The sequence below is a fragment of the Rickettsia sp. MAE-05 genome, from assembly GCF_057319745.1.
Genome location: NZ_JBLTIO010000001.1, coordinates 81,657 through 105,146 on the forward strand (window position 1 = coordinate 81,657; position 23,490 = coordinate 105,146).

Below are 23,490 nucleotides of genomic sequence, written 5' to 3' on the forward strand. Positions count from 1 at the left end.
TTATTAACGCATTTTAACTAATCATATAGAAAACATATGACAAATCTTAATATATATAAATGTGAAGAAAAAGACTTAAACGATTATCTTGGTTATATAAAAGATAACCCTAGTGTCTCATTAAATGATTTTATCAAAAATAAATATTTCGCTGAAGATAATGATAAAATTATTATCACTAGTTTAGAAAATATGGAAATTAACGCAGATTTAACCAATGCTAATTTCCAAGGTACAATACTAACAGATGCTATATTTAATAATTGTGACTTAACAAATACCATATTATGTGATTCAGATTTAACAAATGTAAAATTTAATGATTGTACATTTATCGGTACCGACTTTAGAGGAGCAAATCTTCATTACACAGACTTTAATTATAAAGATTATGATTATGATAACTATAAAATCCCCAATCTAAAAGATAAAATACGAGATATAAAACTATCTTTTTCAGATCTTGAAAGATTAAATAAATATATAGATAAGGATTTAGAAAAAGAGCGTATAAAAGAAATAGTTATAGATGAAGTTACAAACAAAAAGAAATATATTCTAGCTACTGAAGACGAAAAAACTTTATGGGAAGTTAAATCCAAAGAACTAAAAACTAAGCAAGAAGAGTTAGAAACTCTAAAGCAAAACCTAGATAATCCTGGGATTGCTACCAATTTTTTAAATGCTTTTTGGAATAGTGCCGAAACTATTGCTCAAAATCGACACAATGAACTAGTAAAAATCAATAACTTACAGTATGAAGTAAATAAACTAGAAACTGAAGTATATGCTTTAGCTAATCTTAGAATGTTCTGCGGTAACGGTCTTGCAGATATTTTTGAGCAGCTAAAAAATGAAGAAATACAAATAAAACTAGACCCATCATATATTATAGGTTCGACTGCCAAAGAGCGTGATATACCGAAAGAATATATAAAATTAACTTCTGCTGAATTTGATCTATATTTAGCTGAAGCAGCAAAACACTCTGATACAAAATTATCTCTTACCAAATTTGTTAGAAAGCAAAAAAATCTTTCAGAAGATTTAAATATAGTTCCTGATCTTTCAGAAATTAATTTATCGGGTAGAACTCTTACTAATCTTAACCTGAAGAATACATTATTTGTTGCAGCTAATTTAGAAAATGTTAATATCTCAAATTGTAATTTAGATTTTGCTAATTTTGAAGGAGCTAATTTACAAAATGCCGTTTTTCAAAATGTTAATGCTCGTAACGCAGGATTTCTTTTTGCTGATCTTAAAAAGAGTAAAATTGAAAATAGTGATATGTCGAGAGCTTACATGCCTAAAGTAGATTTATCTGAAGTAGAAGTAACAAATAGCAAATTTAATGCTGTTATGATGGTTAATGCCGATGCTGAAAAGTTAATTATTAAAGATTCAGAATGGAAAAACTCGAATCTTACCGGTATATCACTTGCTTATGCAGATATGCAAAGAGTTCAAATGCAGGGGGTAGTTTTAAATAATGCACTTCTAGATCAAGCAAATATCGTTTCTACTGATCTTGAAAATGCTTTTATGAATAATGCACATGCGTTAGAAGCAAAATTCAAAGAGCAATGTAACATGCAAGGCATAACTGCAAGGAATGCCTATTTTAGCGATGCTGAATTTGAAAATATACTATCTTTAAAAGAAGCTGACTTAAGAGAAGCTATAATGCAGCGTGTTAAACTTAGGAACGCTGATTTAACAAAAGCAAAGCTTGATAAAGCAAATCTTGAATATGCCGATCTTACAAACGCTACGCTTACTAATGCAACTGCACAATTTGCTAAGTTAAGTAATGCTACTTTAGAAAAAGCAGAAGCTGAAGGATTAAATATTTCTGATGCTATTGCTAAAAATATTAATGCTAAGGAAGCTAACTTTAAAAATGCAATTATGCAGCGTGCCGATCTTACTAAAGCTGATTTCACTAAAGCGGTGCTTGAAAATGCCGATATGCAAGCAGTAGAAGCAGCCGAGGCTATATTTAAAGAAGCAAATCTAAAACAAGCAAATCTAAAAGCAGCAAATCTAGCTGGAATTAATAAAGAAAGAGCAGATTTTGATAAAGCAAAAATCGATGATGCTACAAAGATGAATGATACTAAAGGTGAGGCTAAAGGGAATTTAGATCATCAAGATAAAGACGGTAAAAAAACATCTGTCAATGTTAACGAACATGCTAAATTACAAGATAAAATTCATGCAAGAGAAAAAAGCGGTTGGTTTCTGAAAACCGGAGTAGGACAGTTTTGTACAAAAATTGCTAAAACTACTACATCAGGAATTAGCAGCGTAACAAATTTTTTAGCAAGTAAGAAATTTTTAGTAGGACTTGCCGTAGTAGCGGGTCTTGCAGTAGCAGCTGCACCTTTCGTAGCGATGCCTGTATTATTGGTCACCGGCACGGCCCTTGCTACTAAAGCTGTTATTCTAGGAGCAGGTATTTTAGCCGGAGGTCTAGTCGCTACCGGAACTTATAAACTTACTCAAAAACCTTTACGCAATCTTCAGAAATCATTTGAAAATTTGACTAGCAGTATAGATAAATATATCTCACCACCTCCTGAAAATATTGATGAATTAGTAACAGAAAAACAACAAGCAAGACAAAAAGCTGAGACAGAAAAATCTAAGGAAAGAGAAGAAAATTTAAATAATGTAAATAATAATATTGATAAAGCTAAAGAACAAGATATTTTAAAACAAGCACAAAATAATTTAAACCAGGAAACGCCAAAAGTAGAAATAAAAGAAAAGAAAGATAAAACTGTAGAAAAACAACAAACAGAGCCTGGTAAATTTGCAGCAAAATTTAAGCCTAACACTAAAGGCAAAGGATTTGTCGAAAAAATAAAAGACGAAAAAAAAACCAAATTCAACAAAAGAAGCATATAACTAAATAAGTGTTAAAAATAATATCCGGTAAATATAGAAACCAAATTATACCTACCGCTAAAAATATCAAATATCGCCCTTCTACAGGCAAGCTCAAAGAGGCGATATTTAGTATATTAACCTCCGGCGAGTTTACCGGTAATAAATTATTTAACGAAAATACTCATATACTCGATTTATTCGCTGGTAGCGGAAGTCTTGCTTTTGAAAGCTTATCAAGAGGAGCAGGTTTTGCTACCTTAATTGATATTGATACATCCTCATTAAAAATAGCAGAAGGATTTGCTAAATCTCTAAACATTGAAAATAATGTTAATTTGGTTAATATTAATGCTTTAAATCTACCGAAAGCAAATGAATCATTTGATCTTGTATTTATAGACCCCCCTTATCATAAAGATATAGTAACCAAAGTAATGAAATTGCTGATAAAAAATAACTGGCTTAGAGACGGTACTATCATAGTTATTGAGATGGCTAAACTAGATGATTATGCTTTAGATGAAAATATTGAAATTTTACGTGAAAAACTATATGGTAAGAGTAAGCTGTTAGTTTTAAAGAAACGTCATTGCGAGGAGAAACTGTAAGTTTCGACGAAGCAATCTCGTGCCAAAATCCTGAGATTGCCACGCTCCTTTTAGGCGCTCGCAATGACGCTGCCATATTACTCATCATCACTAGAAAGTAAAACATGACCAAAGACAAGAAGCATTATATCTGTTCTAACTGTGGAAATACTAGTCCTAAATGGTCGGGGCAGTGCTTTGACTGCGGTGTATGGGGTAGTATTGTCGAAGAGATAGTAAGCACAAATAAAGCAATTGTTAAAACAGGTAGCAAACAAGCTTTCGATAAGCTTTCAGGTCACGTAGCCGAACAGTTACGCATCCCTACCCCTATAGGCGAATTAAATAGAGTACTAGGTGGCGGTTTGGTGCTTGGTTCTGCTATATTAATAGGAGGAGACCCTGGCATAGGCAAATCTACTTTGTTACTACAACTAGCAGCAAGTAACTTTGCATCAAAGATGAATTGCTTATATATAACGGGCGAAGAATCATTAGACCAAATAAAATTAAGGGCCATAAGGTTAAATCTAACTAACTATAATACCGATATTTTAGCAGCCACTAATTTGGAAGATATTATTGCGAGTATAGAAGCTAATAAAAATAATATTGATTTAGTAGTGATTGATTCTATTCAAACAATTACCACAAAAGAATTATCCTCGCCTCCAGGCACTGTTTCACAAATTCGTACATGTGCAAATGAGCTTGTTAATTATGCTAAGCAAAACAATATAATTATTTTACTAAGCTGTCACGTAACTAAAGACGGTCAGCTAGCAGGTCCTAAGATACTTGAGCATTTAGTTGATACCGTGCTATATTTCGAGGGAGATCATAATAATCATTTCCGTATTTTACGTTCATATAAAAATCGTTTTGGCGGTGTGGGTGAAATAGGAGTATTTGAGATGAGCGGTAGCGGGCTTATTGAAGTAACAAATCCGTCTGAACTATTTTTGATGAAGCGAGAACAGAACGTTATAGGTACGTCTATTTTTGCAGGAATTGAAGGCTCAAGACCGTTACTTATGGAAGTACAAGCCCTCATAGTACCTTCAAATATGGTAACTCCTAGACGCTCTGCGGTAGGCTGGGATGCTAATAGATTATCAATGATACTTGCCGTGCTTAGTAGTAGGATAGGACTTAATCTTGCTAATTATGAAGTATATTTAAGCATCGCTGGAGGGCTTAAAATTGCCGATCCTGCTTCGGACCTCGCAGTAGCAGCGAGCTTAATATCTGCCACAACAGGAAAACCGGTTCCTGAACAAAGCGTTTTTTTCGGCGAAATAAGCTTATCGGGTGAGATAAGAAAAACTGCAAAAGCAGAAACAAGAATAAAAGAAGCCGTAAAGCTTGGATTTAGTAGAATTATTTGTTCTAAGCTTGAGAATTTAACGTATGACTTTATATCTTCCGTCTCTCATTTGAAAGACCTAAAAGAGCTAATTAAATGAAAAAAAAATATAAAAATACTCTAGTTTATGAGGTAAGAAATTTGGAAGAAGCACGAAATTTTTTATCTTCTGAAAAAGGAAAATTTGTGTTAACTACTCCAAGTGGAAGCGTGAAATATTATGGTATGTTAGTAATTGATCAAATGCTTAAAACTTTAAGCATAGAATTTCCGGAAAAAGCTATAGATCTTATTGCAGATGTAGGTGATGACCATCCTGCTTTATTTACTGCAATCAAACTAGGGTATAAAAATATAGTCTATACAGGTTATTCTAAGGAAGCTAAGAGAGTGTTGGGGGGATATCAAGCCGTCATAAGCTGAGTGGCTAGAGGTGTTGCCTGCGTGGACCAGCTCCACTTCTGTCATTCCGTGATTTATTCACGGAATCCAGTTAAAAATACTAATAATATTAGTATTTTTAGTTGTTGTGCTGAATACCGTGGACAAGCCACGGTATGACACCGAATGCGTTTTTTGATCCGCACAAGCAAACTTTCTTCGCAATGACAAAAATTTAATAAAAAACTATGAATATCAAAGATGTAGGAGTAATAATTGCTAAAAAACCTTTGAAAGAAAATACATTTATTATTACGGTTTTTACTAAAAATCATGGTTTATATTCGGGAGTTGTAAAAGAATCTTCTAAAAAAAGCAAATTTATATATCAAGAAGGAAATATTGTAGATTTTCTTTGGCAGGCAAGACTACACGAACATATCGGCATGGCTAAATGCGAACTCATCAAATCTTACACCGGTTATTTTATCATAAATAAAGCTAAATTATATGCCTTTAATTCCGTTATATCTTTAATCAAAGAGTTATTTCATGAAAGAGAAGAACATTCTAATTTTTTTTCATTTCTAATTAACTATTTAGATAATTTATCAAAGAATTTTTGTTTTCGTGATTATATTAATTTTGAGCTAGCTTTACTTGCCGAGACGGGTTATAAGCTTGATCTTACCAAGTGCGGCGTGACTCATGTTACAACTGATTTAACCTATGTATCACCTAAATCAGCTAGAGCATTATCATATGAAGTAGGGAAGCCTTACAAAGATAAATTGTTGATTTTACCAAAATTTTTACTTTCAGATGATAGTAAGATTACATTAGAAGAAAAAAGACAAGCTTTAACCTTAACAAACTATTTTTTTAATAGGTATTTGTTTCATAATAATAGACAGGCTGAAGCACGCCAAATTTTTATGGAGTATATTTTAAATAATTTTTAGAGGCTATATTTTTACTTTTATTTTTCTTTTTTAATGATATACTTATTTAAGTAATTACTTAAATAAGTACGTAATATGACTAGACTAAGCATAGATATACCAAACGAATTACATCATTTTCTTAAAGTTCATACTGCACATAAAAATGATACTATTATGAATTTTGTAAGAGAAGCGATATATCATAAAATAGAACAGGAAAAAGAATTAAATGCAGAATCAATTAAAATATTAGAAGAATCAGCAAAAGGTTTAAATATTAATAAATATTCTTCATATAAAGAAATGTATAAAAAACTTAATTTAATATGATTTTGCAAACTTCTAGTATTTTATTCTATGTCATTCCTAGCTAAAAGCGGGAATCCAGTTGAGTAAAGCTTCTTAAAAGCTTTACTCAAAAAGAAAACAACATAATAAAAAGACTTTTTTAGCCTAGATTCCTGCTTTCGCAGGAATGACATAAGAGATTTTTTAAAAATTTTCCGGTACACTCGGCACCCATAGTGACTTATTCAAATAATAACCTATGAAAATACTAGCATTTGACACAGCCAATAATACTGCATCGGTAGCAATATCCGAAAATGAGAATATTCTGGCATATATAGAAGAATTACGCCCTTCCATGCAAGCAGAGAATCTCATGCCGATGATAGAAGACGTGATGAAATCGGCTAAATGTTCATATGATGATCTAGATTATTTAGCGGTAACTCTAGGTCCTGGTAGCTTTACAGGTATTAGGATAGGACTTGCTAGTGCTAAAGGTATATTGTTTGCCAAGGAAAATATTAAAGCAGTAGCGGTTAGCAATTTTGAATATGCCTACTTTAGAGCCATAACTCAAGTTAAAGATTATGATAAAATATATGTCTTTTTAAACGCTTATCGCTCACAGCTTTATATGCAAGTTTTTCATAAATCAGAAAAAATAGAAGAGCCGTTATTGATAGATTTCGAGTACGCTATAAAACTGCTTGCAAATGAGAAAGGGAATATAGTTTGCTGCGGTAGTGGGCTTGAATTTATATATCCTCAAATTATACATTTACCGAATATAATAACCTTGCCACGTTTTGCACGAGTTAAAGCATGGGTTATTTGTAGATATATTGCTAGTAGATTATCGAGCGGTATGAAGTTAAATAGCTCTATCGAACCGCTTTATATACGCCCGCCTGATGCTAAAAATAGCAATAAATTATGTCGCTCCTACTCCTAGTTAAAAGCAACCTTGTTGCATGGCTCAGTTTTTTTGTCATCCCGTGATTTATTCACGGGATCCAGTTAAAAATACTAATATTATTAGTATTTTTAGTTATTTTACTGGATACCGTGGACAAGCCACGGTATGACACCCAGTAGGTTTTTTGATCCATGCAACAAAGCTGCTAAAAACAGTAATCCATTTTTTGTCTACCATAAGATAGGTTGACATAAGAGCTTTATTATAAATATACTACATCATCACTTTCATAATCAAAGAATCCAAAATCATTACCTGATAACTTCGTAGTAAAATCACTATTAGAAAATCCTACTTGATTGCCTGATACTTCTATTTCATCTTTATAATCAGAGAACCCGGAATCACTATCAGATACTTCATCTGATTCTTGCTTTGCACACTTCTTGTTATATATAAGGGTTATTATTTGTTGAACTAACGATCCTGATAAACTATGACTATCAACAATTCTTTCTAAATCCTCATCCGAAGTATTATTAATTAATTTTGCCAATTTTTCATATGTAATCTTAATTTTATCTAATTCACTATCAGGCGTATTTATAATTTCTTCTAATAATTGTTGATTTTCAAGCTGCTCTACAACCTCTGCACCATGAATTAAGATCATTATTTGTTTAAATTTTTCTTCAGGTAATAAAGATGATATCTCTGACAATGTCTTTGATAAGTTTTGATCTGATATACTATCGACGATTCTTTCTAAATCTTCATCTAAGGCGGTATTAATTATCATTGCTAATTTATCATTTGGAATAATATCAAGCTTTTCTGCAAATTTTTCTTCTCCTGCTAAAATAATTATATTTTCAAGCCATTCATCAGAAATACCCTCATTTGATAATTTTTTTAGTTCCTGCTCGGTAAGTTCTTCTAAAGAAAGATTATTAGGGTTTTCATTAAATAATTTATCCAACTTATCTTGTGTAATTAAATCTATTACTTTTTCAAGATGCCAAGGCAAAATATAATTAACTAATTTTTGTGCTTGCTCATCGGAAATATTATTAATTAATTCTGCCAATTTTTCATATGTCATCTTTTCAAACACTTCATCTAATTCATTTTCAGGCGTGTTTAAAATTTCTTCTACTAACTCATTATCAGAAAGAGTTTCAAGTTGATCTAAGAGATTAAATGTTTCTTCAGCTTCATTATTTAAATAAGAAAAAACTTTATTACTCACAAGATTAAAAGTTTCAGCAACTTTAGAAGAAAGAATACTAGATGTATTTTTTATAATATTAAAACTCTTTACTCCAAAATCATAAACTGTTTTTAATGATGAACTAAATGTACTGAAAAAGCCTTTACTTTCAGCTGTGTTAGTTACTTTTTCGCTACCATCAAGCTCATTCATAATATCAGTATATTTGATTTGAGAGATGCCTAGAGTATCTTTATACCCCCAAATTTTTAATTCTTCATTTGAACGATAATTAAATTCATCGTTGGCAAGATAAGAGGCTGGCTTTGGATAAGTATTATGTGGGATTAAATTTTGTAACTTATTAAAAATTGATGTTATTGCCATAATTCTTCCTCATTTCTTATTATAATAATCAGCGTTGCATTATAATAGAAATTATGAGGAAGTCAAGATAAAGACTAATAATTATTAACTTTTTTATTATATTTTGCTTAAAATTGATTAATTTATCAAAGAGAGATATTCTACTAAATGTTATTCCTGCGTAGGCGGACAGATCTTATTGCGTGGACTAGTAAAACCCACTGTGGCACCTAGTTCGCTTGCTAACTAGGTCCATAAAAACAATAAAAAATACTAATAATTTTAGTACTTTTAACTGGATCCTGTGGTCAAGCCACGGGATGACAGAGCTAAAACTGATCCACGCAACAATGCCACGTGAGTACCGCAGTACTTGTAGGATGACATAGCCAATTTTTGAAGTTGATTTTCGTATATACTCTGCTGCTTTCAATAATTGAATTTTATTTTGAAAGGTGAGCACCCGCAGCCTATACTTAATAGGTGAGGATGCGAATCCTTGATAAAATGAAATTCAATTATTGAAAGCAGCAGAGTATATTATAATTGTCTCTGTTCTTGAACTAGCTCAAAAACTTCAACTGTGTCTCCTTCTCTAATATCTTCGTAATTTTCAAATGCTATACCACACTCATATCCTTCTCTAACTTCTTTAACTTCATCTTTAAAGCGTTTTAAAGTTTTGAGTTTTCCTTCATGAATGACTACATTATCACGTAATAAGCGTACGCCCGCTCCTTTCTTAATAATCCCTTTAGTTACATAGCTACCGGCTATTTTACCGACTTTGGTAATATTGAATATTTGTCTGATTTCTACGCTTCCGATATATTGCTCTCTAACGATCGGATCAAGCATACCGCTCATAATGGCTTTTACGTCATCAATTAAATTATATATTATACTATAATATCTAATATCGACTTTTTCTTTTTCTGCTGCAGTTAAAGCATTTGTCCCTGCTCTAACGTTAAAGCCGACAATAATAGCTGAAGAAGCATGTGCAAGAGATACATCGGATTCCGTTATCGGACCTACGCCGCTATGAAGTATACGAAGCTTTATTTCATCACTTGGTAATTTTAATAAGCTACCTGAAATAGCTTCAACCGACCCTTGGACATCACCTTTAATAATTAAAGGTAATTCCTTAATTTTACTATTACCGGAAGCCTTTAAAAACAAATCCTCTAAACTTGAACGCGGTGCAATAGATATTTTCTTTTCTTTAGCAAGACGCATTCTATATTCGGCTATATCTTTTGCTTGTTTCTCGTTTTGTACTACGTTAAATTTATCGCCAGCAAAAGGTACTTCATTTAAACCTTGAATTTCTACAGGAATAGACGGTGTTGCTTCCACTATTTCTAATCCCTTATCATTAGTCATCTTTTTAACTTTACCGTAAGAGCTACCTGCTATTATAATATCACCGTTTCTTAAAGTACCTCGTTGAACTAATATAGTGGTTAGCGTTCCTCTTCCTTTTTCGATTTTTGACTCGATTACGCTACCTGCAGCCGAACCAAAAGGACTCGCTTTTAAATCCTGCATTTCTGCAATTAATAAAATTGCTTCTTCAAGTTTATCTAAGTTAATTTTCTTTAGTGCCGAGATAGGAATAACCATAACGTCACCCCCTGCCTCTTCGCCTATAATTTCGTGGACATATAATTCGTTCTTTACACGCTCAATATCAATATCAGGCTTATCAATCTTATTAATAGCTACAATTATAGGAACGCCCGCTGCTTTCGCATGATTAATTGCCTCAACCGTTTGCGTTTTGATTCCATCATCTGCTGCGACTACTATAATAACTATATCCGTTACTTTAGCACCTCTTGACCGCATTTCCGAGAAAGCCTCGTGACCCGGAGTATCAATAAAAGTAATCGCTCTACCGTCTGCAAGAGTTACTCTATAAGCCCCGATATGCTGGGTAATTCCTCCAGTTTCACTTGCAGCAATATCCGTAGATTTAAGCGCGTCAAGTAATGATGTTTTACCATGATCGACATGCCCCATTACTGTAACAACCGGAGCACGCGTTCTCAAATCTTCAACCTTATCATCACTAATTAAAACATTTTCAACATCCGATTCTTGAACTCTTTTTACCGTATGCCCTAAATTTGTTGCAACTAGTTCCGCCGTATCGGCATCTATTGTTTGGCTGGCATTTGCAAGAATACCGAGCTTCATTAATTCTTTAATTACATCTGCTACTCTTTCAGACATAGCATTTGCAAGATCGCCGACTCCGATAACTTCCGGTATCGTCACTTCTCTATATACTTTCTCAGGTGTTTGTGATACTAATTTACGCTTTTCTTTTTCTCTAGCTCTTTTTATAGAAGCAAGACTTCTAGTTCTACCGCTACCGCTTTCGTCGTCGCCAAGCATATTGAAAAGATCGGCTTTTTTGAATTTTTTCGGTTCTTCTAGCTTAATTTTTGGTGCGACTACTTTATTATCTACTGTTTTATCTAATTCTTTCTCTGATTCTATCCCGTAACGTGTTCGCATTCCTACTAAAGGAGACTTTACAAAAGATTCTTCTTTCTTTTTAGATATTTGTGACGTTATATCTTCATTATCTTGAACGATTTTAGCACTAACTTCTACTTTATTTTCTTCGGTATTTTGCTGTTTTTGTTCAATTTCAGTTTCTAGCGTTTCTATTTTTGAGTTAGCAGACTGGTTAATACTTGCAAGTTTACTTAAAGTGCTTATTTGTGAAGGGTCATTTAATTTAGATTGCTCAGCAGCTTTTTTAAGAATAGATAAACGTCTGTTAAATTCTTCCTTATTAGCATCAATAGCAGTTTGATCTAGGCTATTTCTTTCTTTATTTAATGAAAGGGTAGTAGTACTACCGGTAGAGCTTTTTCTAACTTCTACTAGCGTTTTAGATTTAGCATTAACAAAGCTTTGAGCTCCTGTAAGAGAGTCAAAAGACTTATTAAGCAATAATTTTGAATTGCCAAGTGTCAACTTTTTGGGTTTGATTTCCTGGTTATCCGTCATATTTAAAACCTTTGTGTTTCTATTTTTCGTCTATTACGAAGAAAAACTAATTGTATAATCCCGTATACCAACGTAATTCCCGTAGGACCTTGCCTGCGTGGATCAATTTTCCGTCATTGCGAGGAGGCATTGTTGCGTAGACCAGTAAATGCTCTTTATGTCATTCCTAGCTAAAAGCAGGAATCCAGAAAAAATAGTCTTAATATTGACAAAATAAACCTAAAAAAACAAGTTTTTTGTCGGTTTTACTGGATTCCTGCTTTCGCAGGAATGACATATACACCCTTTACTAACTATCTTTCAACTCACCGTGCTGTCTAGCAGTTTTAATCAGTAATTTAATATTTTCGTCCGTTATATTAGAATTTGGAGCTAAATTTTTAAATTCATTTACGCTCATCTCTCCTAAATCTTCTATGGTCTTTATACCATATTCGGCAAATTTTAATATTAATTCAAGCGGTAATTCTAATATATCTATTAATTCTTGCTCAACTCCCAGATCCTCTAGCTTTTTGATAATCTTTTCATTTTTAAGGTCGACGTAATTAATAGCTCGATTTTTGATCTCTACGGCAAGTTCTTCCTCAAAGCCTTCGATTCTTGTTAAAGCACTAACTTCACTAGTTGCGATTTGTTCTACCGAATTAAATCCCGTTACCGATAAAAGCTGACCTATAACTTCTTCAACATCTAAAGCTTCCATAAATAATTCCGTAGAGGTTAAGAACTCTTCGTTTCTTCTTTTTGATTCTTGCTCTTCAGTCATTATATCGATATTCCAACCTGTAAGCTTAGAAGCTAAACGAACATTCTGCCCTCTTCTACCTATTGCAATACTTTGATTTTCTTGTGAAACTACTACTTCTACCTTATGTCTATCCTCATCAATCAAAATTTTTGTAATTTCCCCGGGTGCAAGCGGTGCAAGAGCATTAACTATAAACTGTGCAAGATCATTACTCCATAATACTATATCAATTTTCTCTCCGTTTAACTCATTTGTTATGGCTTTTACTCTATTACCTCTAATACCTACGCATGAGCCTACGGGATCTATACTACTATCCGAAGCAAATACCGCTATTTTTGCTTTTGAACCGGGTTCACGTGCTACTGATTTTATTTGAATAATATCTTCAAGAATTTCAGGTACTTCTAGCTTAAATAGCTTAACCAACATTTGGTTATCTACTCTAGACAAGAAAATCTGTGGTCCTTTTGTTTCTTGCCTTACATCCTGTACATATACTTTTATACGATCATTAGGTTTAAAATTCTCACCCTTAATTAATTGATCTTTTTTTATTATTGCTTCAGCACGACTCAAGTCAACTATTATATCACCGTATTCTATTCTCTTAACTATCCCGTTTATAATTTCGCCTTTTCTATCTTTAAAGTCATGATATTGCTTTTCACGTTCAGCTTCTATAACACGTTGAGTTATAACTTGTTTTGCAGCTTGAGCCGATACTCTAGCATGATCAATCGGTGGTAAATATTCATATATCTCATCACCGATTTTAGCTTCCGGATTCTTTATTAAAGCTTCTTCAAGTGAGATTTGCGTTAAGTAATCTTCTACATCTTCTACTATTTTTAAGATTCTTAAAAGATTTATCTCACCGGTTTTCCTATTTATCTGAGCTTTAATATTATATTCATTACCGTATTTTTTTCGTCCTGCTACTTGTACCGCTTGTTCAACCGTTGAAATCAAAATTTCTTTTGATATTCCTTTCTCACGGGCTACAGAATCTATAATTTGTAAAATTTCTACATTACCTATATTAGACATACATTATCTCTTATTGCTTTAGCAATTTTTTAAATACTTCTTCAGTTAAAACTAGATTGGCATTTTTAATTAAATCATAATCAATTAGTACTTCTTGTTCTTCACATTTTAAATATATTTTATTATTTTCGGCTTTAATTATTTTACCCTGATAACGAGTTTTGCCGTTCAATAATTCTTTAAGTTTGATTTTAACTTCTCTTCCTAAAAATCTATTATAATTTTCAAACTTTACTAACGGACGTTCAAGACCGCTTGATGCTACTTCTAAAGAATATGCGTCTTCTATTAAATCTTCAACATCCAAAATAGCGGAGATAGTTCTGCTTGCTTTAGTACAATCTTCCACAGATATTTTTTCACCGTTTAAGCTATCAATTAATATCTCGACTACTTTAGGGTTAACACCTTTAAACTTAACAAGAACTAACTCAAACCCCATATCCGTCAAGGATTCTTCTATTACGTTTGTTATTTGTTGTTCAATAGTTTGCATATTTAATATTTATAACAAAAAAGGTGGGATAAACCCACCTTTTTATAACTTTTATAACGCTTATCCGTAATGAAAATACACTAATTAGAATATATAAGCAATATTTAACTTTATATTTTTAAATATATACTAATCTCAAAAATTTTAAGGAAACGTACTTCTATCTTTACAGTTTAAAAAAAATTACTTATAGTGAACTCCTTATAACTATAACAAGATATATGTTTTTAAAATTTAAGGAAGCTTTTTCTTATTGTAATATAATTTTATTTATCATAGGAATTTTTTGCCTCGTATTATTATCATTAGGGTTATATGATAAGTATATTTTGTGGCGAGATCAAAAAACTTTCTTGTTTGACCGAGCGGCTATTAATTTAGGTATCTTGCTTTTATTTCTAGTAGCCCCTACTTAATTTTGTAATAAAAGATAAACTTTTTAAGAAAGCACTTTTTATGGCATTTTATCTTATTTGTTATTTTAGTCTCTTTTTAATGCTGCATAATTTTTGTTGGATTTATTTTCTAGACAAACAGTGATTAGTTATCTAATTATCAAGGCCTAAAATGTCCCGCTATTAAAAACTCCTTATTTCCCTTAGCTCCTAGTATTGGACTTTCTATAATACCAAATATTTTAAAATTATGCTCTTTCTCAAGCCAATCTTTGATTTTATCGCATACTTTTTGATGTAAGAGAGGATTTTTAATAATTCCTCCCTGCTCTACTTCATGCTTTTCGACCTCAAACTGCGGTTTTATTAAAGCAATAAGCATGCAATCTTCTTTAGCTAAATTTAGTGGAGTCGGTAATATAGTAGTTAAACTAATAAAGCTGGCATCACAAACAATTAAATCAGGCTTCGTTGGTATTTGCTTATCGGTTAAATATCGTGCATTAGTCTTCTCAAGCACTTTAATTTGTGGATTGTCACGTAATTTAGGATGAAGTTCGCCATAACCGACATCTACGGCAAAAATTAATTTTGCTTTACGCTCAAGTAATACTTCGGTAAAACCGCCGGTGCTACTACCGATATCAATACAAACTAAATTTTCGGGATCAATTTTAAAATAATCCAAAGCAGCAATTAACTTTAATGCACCTCTTGAAACATAATTATGCTGCGGTAGCTTTACCTTAATGTCGGTGTCATTTATATTAACCTGTATCCCAGGCTTAATTAACTGCTCATGCTTATTATGTACTTTACCTTGGATAATCAAGCTTCGTGCTATTGTAATATCCGTTACAAGACCTTTGTGCAGCAAATATTCATCAAGCCTTATTTTAGTCATTTTAATATCTGAGCGATTTGTCCTAACGGGGTTAAATTAGTATTTAAAAAACTACCATCTTGCTTTCCATTATAAACTAAATAATTTTCAATATTAGGATCAAATTTAGAAAAATAAGTTAGATTCTTAATAAAATCTTTCTGCAAAGTGGAGTTAAATTTAATCTCTATCGCTTTTATCTTACCGCCCCACTCACCGACACAATCTATTTCATGACCTGTTTTATCGCGCCAAAAATAAAAATTCGCCGGTAACCCTAAATTTAATCTACCTTTTAAAAGCTCTAAAATTACTAAATTTTCATATAATGCCCCTTTAAGGTAATGAGTTTCTAATTGTTTATCTTGTTCAAGTCCTAACAAATTACAAGCAAGACCAGTATCATAAAAATATAATTTTGGCATCTTTATAAGTCGCTTGTTAAAATTTTTATAAAACGGATGGAGAAAGAAAATAATATAGCTTGCTTCTAATATGTTAAGCCACTGCCTAGCCGTAGTATGTGAAATACCGCAATCTTGTGCCAAAGAAGAAAAATTCACAATCTGCCCTATTCTACCCGCACATAACCCCAAAAAACTACGAAACTGATTTAGGTCACCGATATTTTGTAATTGCCGTACATCTCGTTCAATATAAGTTTGAGTATAGTACGGATAAAAATCAAGCGAGGATATATTTAAATTATGCAAAGAAGGGTATCCCCCTTTAAATATAGAAGTTAAAGGGTTTTCCGTTTTTTGAATTTCAGATAAACTCAAAGGTAATAAAGTAACCATACCAACACGCCCTGCAAGCGATTGGGTTATATTATGATTAAGAGCAAAATTTTGAGAACCGGTAATTACATATCTTCCCTTTTGAGGCGAGGCATCTACTACACCTTGTAAATAAGATAATAGCTCCGGTACATGCTGCACTTCATCAAAAATAGCCCCATTATGATATTTAGATAAAAAGGTACGCGTGTCTTCTTTTGCTTGCAATCGAATGTCTAAATCTTCTAACGATACATAAGGTAAATGAGGAAATAGCATTTTAGCTAAAGTAGTTTTTCCTGATTGCCTAGGACCGGTAATACCAATTACAGGAAAAAACTGAGAAAGCCGCTCTATAACTTCTTTAATACTACGCTGAAACATAGTCAGGTCTATCCACTTGAATTTTATAGTTTCAATTTAGCACGATTTAATTTTATATTCAAGAATTACCGCTTAAATCCTCACTAATATATGTCTTTTTTTACCGGCAGAGAGCTTTATAACATTTTTATCAAGTAGGAAAGTAGTATTAATTATCATATTCTCATCTGCAACCACCTCATCATTTATTTTAGCACCTTTCCCTCTTATAAGTTTGCGTGCTTCTGACTTAGAGCTAGCAAGACCTGCTTCATGAAATAACTCATACGCACTAATACCTGCTTGTAATACTTCTTGCTCTAAAACAACGGTAGGTAAATTCTCATCGATTTGCCCTTCTTCAAATATCTTTACCGCAGTTTCTAAAGCTGATTTTGCTGCCTGCTCCGAATGACAAAGCTTAGTTAGCTCATAAGCAAGCTGTTTTTTAGCAGAGTTAATATCTTCAGCCGCTAAACTTTCAAACTTATTAAGCTCTTCTTGCGTTAATTCGCTATATAATTTGGCAAATCTAACTATGTCGGCATCCTCGCAGTTACGCCAATATTGATAATAATCATACGGGCTTAACAAATCTTCATTAAGCCATACTGCTCCCGCAGCAGTCTTGCCCATCTTAGCGCCCGAGCTAGTCGTAAGTAGCGGCGTCGTCATACCGAACACATCTTTGCCGCTTATTTTACGGATTAAATCCGCTCCCATTACTATATTGCCCCACTGATCGCTACCGCCAAGCTGCAGGCTGCAATTATAATGCTTGCTTAAATAGTAAAAATCATATGCTTGCAACAACATATAATTAAACTCTAAAAAGCTTAAATGCTGCTCACGCTCAAGCCTTAGCCTTACTGAATCCATAGTTAGCATGCGGTTTACCGAGAAATAACTACCAAAATCCCGTAGGAAGTCTAAATAATTAAGAGAATCTAGCCACTCTGCGTTATCCAGCATTATAGCATCACTTTCACCTTCGCCGAACTTGATAAATTTCGATAAAGATTTTTTAATCCCCTCAGCATTTTTAGCTATATCTTCTTTCGTTAAAGCTTTACGTGCTTCGTCTTTACCCGAAGGGTCACCGATTTTACTCGTACCGCCGCCGATAATCACAATAGGCTTATGCCCATGCTGCTGAAGCAACCGTAATATCATTATCTGCATTAAACTACCTATATGTAGCGATGTAGCAGTACAGTCAAAGCCTATATAAGCCGCTATTTTTGTTTCTTTCGTTATAGCAGTTAACCGATCCAAATCGGTACATTGATGGAAATATCCTTTATTTATAAATTCTTCTATAAAACTCATATATTATTTCTTATTATTGTTTGCTGCTTTTCAAAATTATCTTTAGTATCTTGTTCATAAGGATCTAACTTATCACTCATATGCATCTTCTATTTCTACATTTGGTTTATTATAAAGTATGTAAAGACTTTGTCTACAATATAGAGTATCTCTAAAGTAACAGTTTAATATTTCTAACTAATATTTTAACTTAACTTAATTTTAATTAACTTATTTGACTTGATGAATAATGGTTTAATAAAATAACAACTATTAAATATAGGGGATTTATGGCAATAGAAGATAAGACAAAATTTAATAAAGTTGGTAAGCAACTAAGCGAAAGCGAACATCAGGCAACACACAATGGGTCATGCCTCCATATTGCAGTTACGCCTATTAAAAAGCTATACGTTCAATAAGAGTACCAATAACCTTATCATGAATATCCAATGACTTGGAAAAGCAGATTGTCTTACGTGCAAGCCTCTTGCATCTCGTTCTAAGGTTCAAGTTACTTCGTTCTATCCGTTGAGTGTATTTTTTACTGATAATATGCTTTTTAGGGTCTAATAACCTAGCATAACTCCCCCATCCATCTGTATAGTAAAAAGTCACCTTGAAATTCTCTAGTTTTTTCAGTAATGATTCTAATGTGCTATCACATCTTGTACCAAACGTATAAGCAACTACTTTTAACGAAATCTTATCCAAGGCATACCAAAGCCATCGTTGTCTGGATTTATTCTGTACATAAGACCATTGTTCATCTATCTCAGGAGCAATAATTACTTCTGTTGTACTGATAGAATGATTTATTGTTTTTAATACTAGATTTTTTAAAACACGGATAACTGTATTGATACCCGCTTTTAATACTCTTACTGTATCTCTAACTCCAGAGCCGTTGATTGACATTTCTACTATTTGCTCCTTAACTCCAGGCTTAGATGCATTATTAATATACTCCAATTGAAAATATCGATTACACCGCTTGCATTGATATCTCTGTTGTTTTGAAATTGAATATCCTGACTTTATTACTTCTTCTGTGTTGTTACAATATCTACACTTAACATCTATTTTTGCCATAACTCCTTAACTATAATTCTCTCTTATTACTGTTTGAGGATTATAGACTATTTACTCTAAACTGCAATACGGAGGCACGACCACCTCTATATACAATATCTAATATTATAATTCAACTACTAATTGTAATTTTTTATATTTTATTTATTCAGAGAAACATAAAAACGCTCTATGTTTCTTGACAAATGCTATGCTTTTATATATGCTTCTTCGTATGTTAGCAAACAAGAAATAAGGCTTAGGAATAAGTACTTCAAGCTCAGCACCCGTACTCAATTGGATAGAGTATATGACTACGGATCATAAGGTTAGGGGTTCGGCTCCTCTCGGGTGTAGCCATTCTTCATTTTCCAGTATTTCTACAAAAATATCAAACGGCGGACACAGGACAAAGTCAAGCTTTTTGCCGTTTAATGAAAGGTTCGATAAAACTAATTTTTATTAATTGTCTTTCACCAAATCTCTAAACTAAGCAACTTTTCTCTTTCTTCTAAATAGTAAATTAAAAAGAAATATTAATAATTTAATTAAGAAACAAGCCGCCTTAATTTCATTCATTTTTAACTGCGGAGCTGCGGCGTTCCAAGATCAACCTTGCGGCAAAAACTGAACCGAGGCGAATATTCAAACGCCGCCAGGTCGTGCCTCCGTATTGCAGTTTAGAGTAAATAGTCTATAATCCTCAAACAGTAATAAGAGAGAATTATAGTTATGTTATGGCAAAAATAGATGTTAAGTGTAGATATTGTAACAACACAGAAGAAGTAATAAAGTCAGGATATTCAATTTCAAAACAACAGAGATATCAATGCAAGCGGTGTAATCGATATTTTCAATTGAGTATATTAATAATGCATCTAAGCCTGGAGTTAAGGGGCAAATAGTAGAAATGTCAATCAACAGCTCTGGAGTTAGAGATACAGTAAGAGTATTAAAAGTGGGTATCAATACAGTTATCCGTGTTTAAAAAATCTAGTATTAAAAACAATAAATCATTCTATCAGTACAACAGAAGTAGTTAGTCCTGAGATAGATGAACAATGGTCTTATGTACAGAATAAATCCAGACAACGATGGCTTTGGTATGCCTTGGATAAGATTTCGTTAAAAGTAGTTGCTTATACGTTTGGTACAAGATGTGATAGCACATTAGAATCATTACTGAAAAAACTAGAGAATTTCAAGGTGACTTTTTACTATACAGATGGATGGGGGATTATGCTAGGTTATTAGACCCTAAAAAGCATATTATCAGTAAAAAATACACTCAACGGATAGAACGAAGTATGTGAACCTTAGAACGAGATGCAAGAGGCTTGCGTAAGACAATCTGCTTTTCCAAGTCATTGGATATTCATGATAAGGTTATTGGTACTCTTATTGAACGTATAGCTTTTTAATAGGCGTAACTGCAATATGGAGGCATGACCCTGTATTGATACCCACTTTTAATACTCTTACTGTATCTCTAACTCCAGAGCCGTTGATTGACATTTCTACTATTTGCTCCTTAACTCCAGGCTTAGATGCATTATTAATATACTCCAATTGAAAATATCGATTACACCGCTTGCATTGATATCTCTGTTGTTTTGAAATTGAATATCCTGACTTTATTACTTCTTCTGTGTTGTTACAATATCTACACTTAACATCTATTTTTGCCATAACTCCTTAACTATAATTCTCTCTTATTACTGTTTGAGGATTATAGACTATTTACTCTAAACTGCAATACGGAGGCACGACCATCTTAATAATCTTTCACTTCACAATCACTTTTAACTTTTCTATAGTCTTAGGATCTTTTGCAAGTTCTAAAAATATTTCCCGCTCATAGCCAAGCAACTCTTCCTCATTTGTGTCAGGATGCTTATCAATAATATTTTGGAATTTGCTAATTACCTTATTTTGTAGATCGTTATATTTTAATGTATCTATTTCTGTTGCTAAATTTATTTTAGGCAAAGTAATTTTATGCGGAATCGGTACTATCTTTTTAGATAGGTTTAATTTTAAAGCTTCATCTAAAATATAATGCTTATTCATATTTACGTGCATATTCTCTACATCATAATCTGATTTAAAGTAATCGGCTGAACTTGTTTTCTTCTGCTCTATAATATTTCTGATATTTCTAATTAATTTAGTTTTATCTCCCTTGCTTCGTACAAACATTTCAGTAACACCGCCCCATCCCGGTATTAAACCGACTCCAAGTTCTACAAGTCCAGCGTTAATTTCCTGATTTGTCACAATATAGCTTGAGTGCAATAGCAGCTCACATCCTCCGCCAAGTGCTACTCCTTTAGCACAACTAATAATATGAACCCCAGAATATTTTAAGTGCAGCATAGTTTGCTGTCCCAGCTTTAGTAAATTCTCTAGATCATGAAAATTGCCGTCTTCAATATAGGAAAGAAGCAGCTTTAAATCCGCACCGGCAGAAAAATTATTTCCTTGCGGATAAATATAAAGATTTTTGCCGTCATTTTCGGCTTTACTTGCTGCTTCTTGCAGTAAATAAAACACATTATGGTTTAAACAATTCATTTTTGTAGTAATAACAAAAATGAAATTCTCACGATAATTTATTAGCTTTGCAGAATCGTTTTCTAATACTATCTGACTTTCTTGTAAAAGATCTTTGTGAGAATTAAATTTTTGTTTATCGATTTTTTGATATTCTTTATTGGCTAAATATTGCGGAAGTAAGATATGCCTTAAACCAGCATTTTTAATTACCGAATTCCAGCCGTCTTTAGCTGCTATGGTCAATAATTCAAATGGACCATATTTCCAGCTGTAACCAAGCTTCATAGCAGCATCGATATCATAGATATTATCGGTTACAGATGGTACTAAGCTTGCTAAATAAACATAAAATTCCGTGATAATTTCAGTAAAAAATTTACCGTAAACCGAATCGCTAACTAGTAACTCGTCAAGATTATTAAATGAAATATCTACTTTTTGAACAGGGCTATATGATAAATCGTTTATATTGATAACTTCTTTAATCTTTTTACCGTTTGATACCGATAGGCGATAAAATCCCCCGTCACCTTTACGTCCAATTAACTTCTTCTCTATCATCTTATCGAGAACGGGAGTATTTACATATATTTTATGATAAGCATCATTTGCAGGAAGGACAGCAAGTAATGAGCTTGATATTAACTTCATTACGTCATGCCCGATTAGATCATATAAACCAAAAATTCCGGTACTCGGCAACCCTAAACATGTAGTAAATATTTTATCTAAAGCTACAAAATCAAGCTTTTGACTTATCGCTTTGCGAGCTACTAATTCAAGTAAAAAACACCCTACTCTATTAGCAATAAAGCCAGGCGTATCATTACATTTTACTATAGTCTTACCAAGAGTTTTCGTTAAGAATCCTGATACTCTTTCTATTACTTCAAACTTTACCGTCGAGTCTATAATTAATTCAAGCAGTTCCATATATCTTGGCGGATTGAAGAAATGCGTAATAACGAATCTAGATTTAATATTATCCGGTAAATTCTCTTTGAGTCTTTTAAGAGGTAATGTAGAGGTATTAGAAGCAATAATTGCATCTTCTTTAAGATAAGGAATAATTTTATTATATAATTGGTGTTTGATTTCTAACTTCTCAACAATAACTTCAATTACTAAATCACAATCCCTAATTAAATCTAAATCCTGCTCTAAATTACCGATGGTAATGAAATTTGCTTTATCCGGAAAAGACAAAGGTGGAGGTTTTTGTTTATGCAAATTCTCTACGGCATTTTTTACTATTTTATTTGGATCATCGGAATCTTTAGCGATAATATCAAGCAGCACTACTTTATGAGAGGAATTAGCAATTAATGCTGCAATCCCTGAACCCATTACCCCCGAACCGATAACACAAACTTTTTTCATTTCATTTTGCATAAGTTACCTATCTAGTGTCACCCCGTGGCTTGACCACGGGGTCCATAAAACAATTAAAAAAGACTGGATACCGTGGTCAAGCCACGGTATGACAAATCTCTACTATGTCATCGCAACACTCATCACATATACCGACCCTGCCCCCGCTTGTCGTAAAATTTTAGCACATTCATTTATAGTAACACCGGTGGTAACGACATCATCGACTAATAAGATTTTTTTACTTACAATATTATATTTTGTGTTAAATTTGATACTACCCTTTATATTATTTTTGCGTTGTTTTCGTGAAAGAAAAGTCTGAGACTTGGTCCATTTTGATTTAGTTAAAATATCGGCTTTTAACATTTTATCGGTAACTTTTGCAATTTCCATAGCTAAAATATGAGCAGGATTATACATTCGTAGTAACCTCTTAAATCTATTCATAGGTACAGGTATGATTAAATCAATATCTTTT

At 32.8% G+C, this 23,490-nt stretch carries 17 protein-coding genes, 1 tRNA gene and 4 pseudogenes; 10 read left to right on the forward strand and 12 right to left on the reverse strand.

Annotation, left to right across the window (positions count from 1 at the left end; translation table 11 throughout):
- Window positions 1-36: 36 nt before the first annotated feature.
- From ACNFN7_RS00535 to ACNFN7_RS00550, 4 genes and pseudogenes are all read left to right on the forward strand, one after another.
- Window positions 37-2,917: pseudogene (locus ACNFN7_RS00535) on the forward strand (pentapeptide repeat-containing protein).
- A gap of 4 nt (window positions 2,918-2,921) precedes the next feature.
- On the forward strand, window positions 2,922-3,503 hold the full coding sequence (gene rsmD / locus ACNFN7_RS00540) for a 16S rRNA (guanine(966)-N(2))-methyltransferase RsmD (RefSeq protein WP_485440438.1): 582 nt from the start codon (window positions 2,922-2,924) through the stop codon (window positions 3,501-3,503).
- A 104-nt stretch (window positions 3,504-3,607) separates the two neighbouring features.
- Window positions 3,608-4,948 carry a DNA repair protein RadA gene (radA, locus tag ACNFN7_RS00545; RefSeq protein WP_485440439.1) on the forward strand — a complete coding sequence of 447 codons (1,341 nt, stop codon included), beginning with the start codon at window positions 3,608-3,610 and terminating at the stop codon, window positions 4,946-4,948.
- Window positions 4,945-5,271 carry a hypothetical protein gene (locus ACNFN7_RS00550; protein ID WP_485440440.1) on the forward strand — a complete coding sequence of 109 codons (327 nt, stop codon included), beginning with the start codon at window positions 4,945-4,947 and terminating at the stop codon, window positions 5,269-5,271. Before radA ends, ACNFN7_RS00550 begins: the two co-directional genes overlap by 4 nt.
- On the opposite strand, the pseudogene ACNFN7_RS00555 reads toward ACNFN7_RS00550, so the two are convergent.
- Window positions 5,263-5,437: pseudogene (locus tag ACNFN7_RS00555) on the reverse strand (MFS transporter); the annotation flags it as partial. The gene ACNFN7_RS00550 and the pseudogene ACNFN7_RS00555 sit on opposite strands and share 9 nt — an antisense overlap.
- Window positions 5,438-5,477: 40 nt before the next feature.
- Between ACNFN7_RS00555 and recO the strand changes: the two are divergent.
- The 3 genes from recO to tsaB all read left to right on the forward strand — a co-directional run bounded on the left by recO (window position 5,478) and on the right by tsaB (window position 7,416).
- Window positions 5,478-6,191: a DNA repair protein RecO gene (gene recO, locus ACNFN7_RS00560; RefSeq protein WP_485440441.1), complete on the forward strand. Its 714-nt coding sequence runs from the start codon at window positions 5,478-5,480 to the stop codon at window positions 6,189-6,191.
- 75 nt (window positions 6,192-6,266) lie between these two features.
- Window positions 6,267-6,503, forward strand: a complete 237-nt coding sequence (locus ACNFN7_RS00565; RefSeq protein ID WP_010422183.1) for a hypothetical protein — start codon at window positions 6,267-6,269, stop codon at window positions 6,501-6,503.
- A gap of 217 nt (window positions 6,504-6,720) precedes the next feature.
- Entirely contained in the window at window positions 6,721-7,416 is a 696-nt protein-coding gene (gene tsaB, locus ACNFN7_RS00570; protein WP_485440442.1) for a tRNA (adenosine(37)-N6)-threonylcarbamoyltransferase complex dimerization subunit type 1 TsaB, read from the forward strand.
- 226 nt (window positions 7,417-7,642) lie between these two features.
- On the opposite strand, the gene ACNFN7_RS00575 is transcribed toward tsaB, so the two are convergent.
- The 7 genes from ACNFN7_RS00575 to tyrS all read right to left on the reverse strand — a co-directional run bounded on the left by ACNFN7_RS00575 (window position 7,643) and on the right by tyrS (window position 18,032).
- Window positions 7,643-8,977 (reverse strand): DUF445 domain-containing protein, encoded by a 1,335-nt coding sequence (locus tag ACNFN7_RS00575; protein WP_485440443.1) that lies wholly within the window; start codon window positions 8,975-8,977, stop codon window positions 7,643-7,645.
- Between the two features lie 519 nt (window positions 8,978-9,496).
- A complete protein-coding gene (infB, locus tag ACNFN7_RS00580; protein WP_485440444.1) occupies window positions 9,497-11,986 on the reverse strand; it encodes a translation initiation factor IF-2 in 2,490 nt (829 codons plus the stop codon).
- A gap of 289 nt (window positions 11,987-12,275) precedes the next feature.
- Entirely contained in the window at window positions 12,276-13,787 is a 1,512-nt protein-coding gene (gene nusA, locus ACNFN7_RS00585) for a transcription termination factor NusA (RefSeq protein WP_485440445.1), read from the reverse strand.
- A gap of 10 nt (window positions 13,788-13,797) precedes the next feature.
- Entirely contained in the window at window positions 13,798-14,283 is a 486-nt protein-coding gene (gene rimP, locus ACNFN7_RS00590) for a ribosome maturation factor RimP (RefSeq protein WP_039595081.1), read from the reverse strand.
- A gap of 555 nt (window positions 14,284-14,838) precedes the next feature.
- Window positions 14,839-15,582, reverse strand: a complete 744-nt coding sequence (locus ACNFN7_RS00595; protein ID WP_485440446.1) for a TlyA family RNA methyltransferase — start codon at window positions 15,580-15,582, stop codon at window positions 14,839-14,841.
- Window positions 15,579-16,724, reverse strand: a complete 1,146-nt coding sequence (locus ACNFN7_RS00600) for an ATP-binding protein (RefSeq protein ID WP_485440447.1) — start codon at window positions 16,722-16,724, stop codon at window positions 15,579-15,581. The genes ACNFN7_RS00595 and ACNFN7_RS00600 overlap by 4 nt, the downstream gene beginning before the upstream one ends.
- Before the next feature lie 72 nt (window positions 16,725-16,796).
- Entirely contained in the window at window positions 16,797-18,032 is a 1,236-nt protein-coding gene (tyrS, locus tag ACNFN7_RS00605) for a tyrosine--tRNA ligase (protein WP_485440448.1), read from the reverse strand.
- A gap of 269 nt (window positions 18,033-18,301) precedes the next feature.
- Here tyrS and ACNFN7_RS00610 point away from each other — a divergent pair, with 269 nt between their 5' ends.
- Window positions 18,302-18,433, forward strand: coding sequence for a hypothetical protein (locus ACNFN7_RS00610; protein ID WP_485440449.1), 132 nt, complete (start codon window positions 18,302-18,304; stop codon window positions 18,431-18,433).
- On the opposite strand, the gene ACNFN7_RS00615 is transcribed toward ACNFN7_RS00610, so the two are convergent.
- Window positions 18,411-19,103: an IS1 family transposase gene (locus ACNFN7_RS00615; RefSeq protein WP_485440450.1), complete on the reverse strand. Its 693-nt coding sequence runs from the start codon at window positions 19,101-19,103 to the stop codon at window positions 18,411-18,413. The two genes, ACNFN7_RS00610 and ACNFN7_RS00615, sit on opposite strands and share 23 nt — an antisense overlap.
- 262 nt (window positions 19,104-19,365) lie before the next feature.
- Here ACNFN7_RS00615 and ACNFN7_RS00620 point away from each other — a divergent pair.
- Together ACNFN7_RS00620 and ACNFN7_RS00625 are read left to right on the forward strand one after the other, a co-directional pair.
- Window positions 19,366-19,438: transfer RNA gene (locus ACNFN7_RS00620), tRNA-Arg, on the forward strand.
- A 381-nt stretch (window positions 19,439-19,819) separates the two neighbouring features.
- Window positions 19,820-20,503: pseudogene (locus tag ACNFN7_RS00625) on the forward strand (IS1 family transposase).
- 31 nt (window positions 20,504-20,534) lie between these two features.
- Here the strand turns inward: ACNFN7_RS00625 and ACNFN7_RS00630 are convergent.
- The 3 genes and pseudogenes from ACNFN7_RS00630 to ACNFN7_RS00640 all read right to left on the reverse strand — a co-directional run.
- Window positions 20,535-20,771, reverse strand: a pseudogene (locus ACNFN7_RS00630) (IS1-like element transposase); the annotation flags it as partial.
- A gap of 96 nt (window positions 20,772-20,867) precedes the next feature.
- Entirely contained in the window at window positions 20,868-23,030 is a 2,163-nt protein-coding gene (locus ACNFN7_RS00635; protein ID WP_485440451.1) for a 3-hydroxyacyl-CoA dehydrogenase/enoyl-CoA hydratase family protein, read from the reverse strand.
- A gap of 102 nt (window positions 23,031-23,132) precedes the next feature.
- A complete protein-coding gene (locus ACNFN7_RS00640) occupies window positions 23,133-23,459 on the reverse strand; it encodes a ComF family protein (RefSeq protein WP_485440452.1) in 327 nt (108 codons plus the stop codon).
- Window positions 23,460-23,490 lie beyond the last annotated feature (31 nt).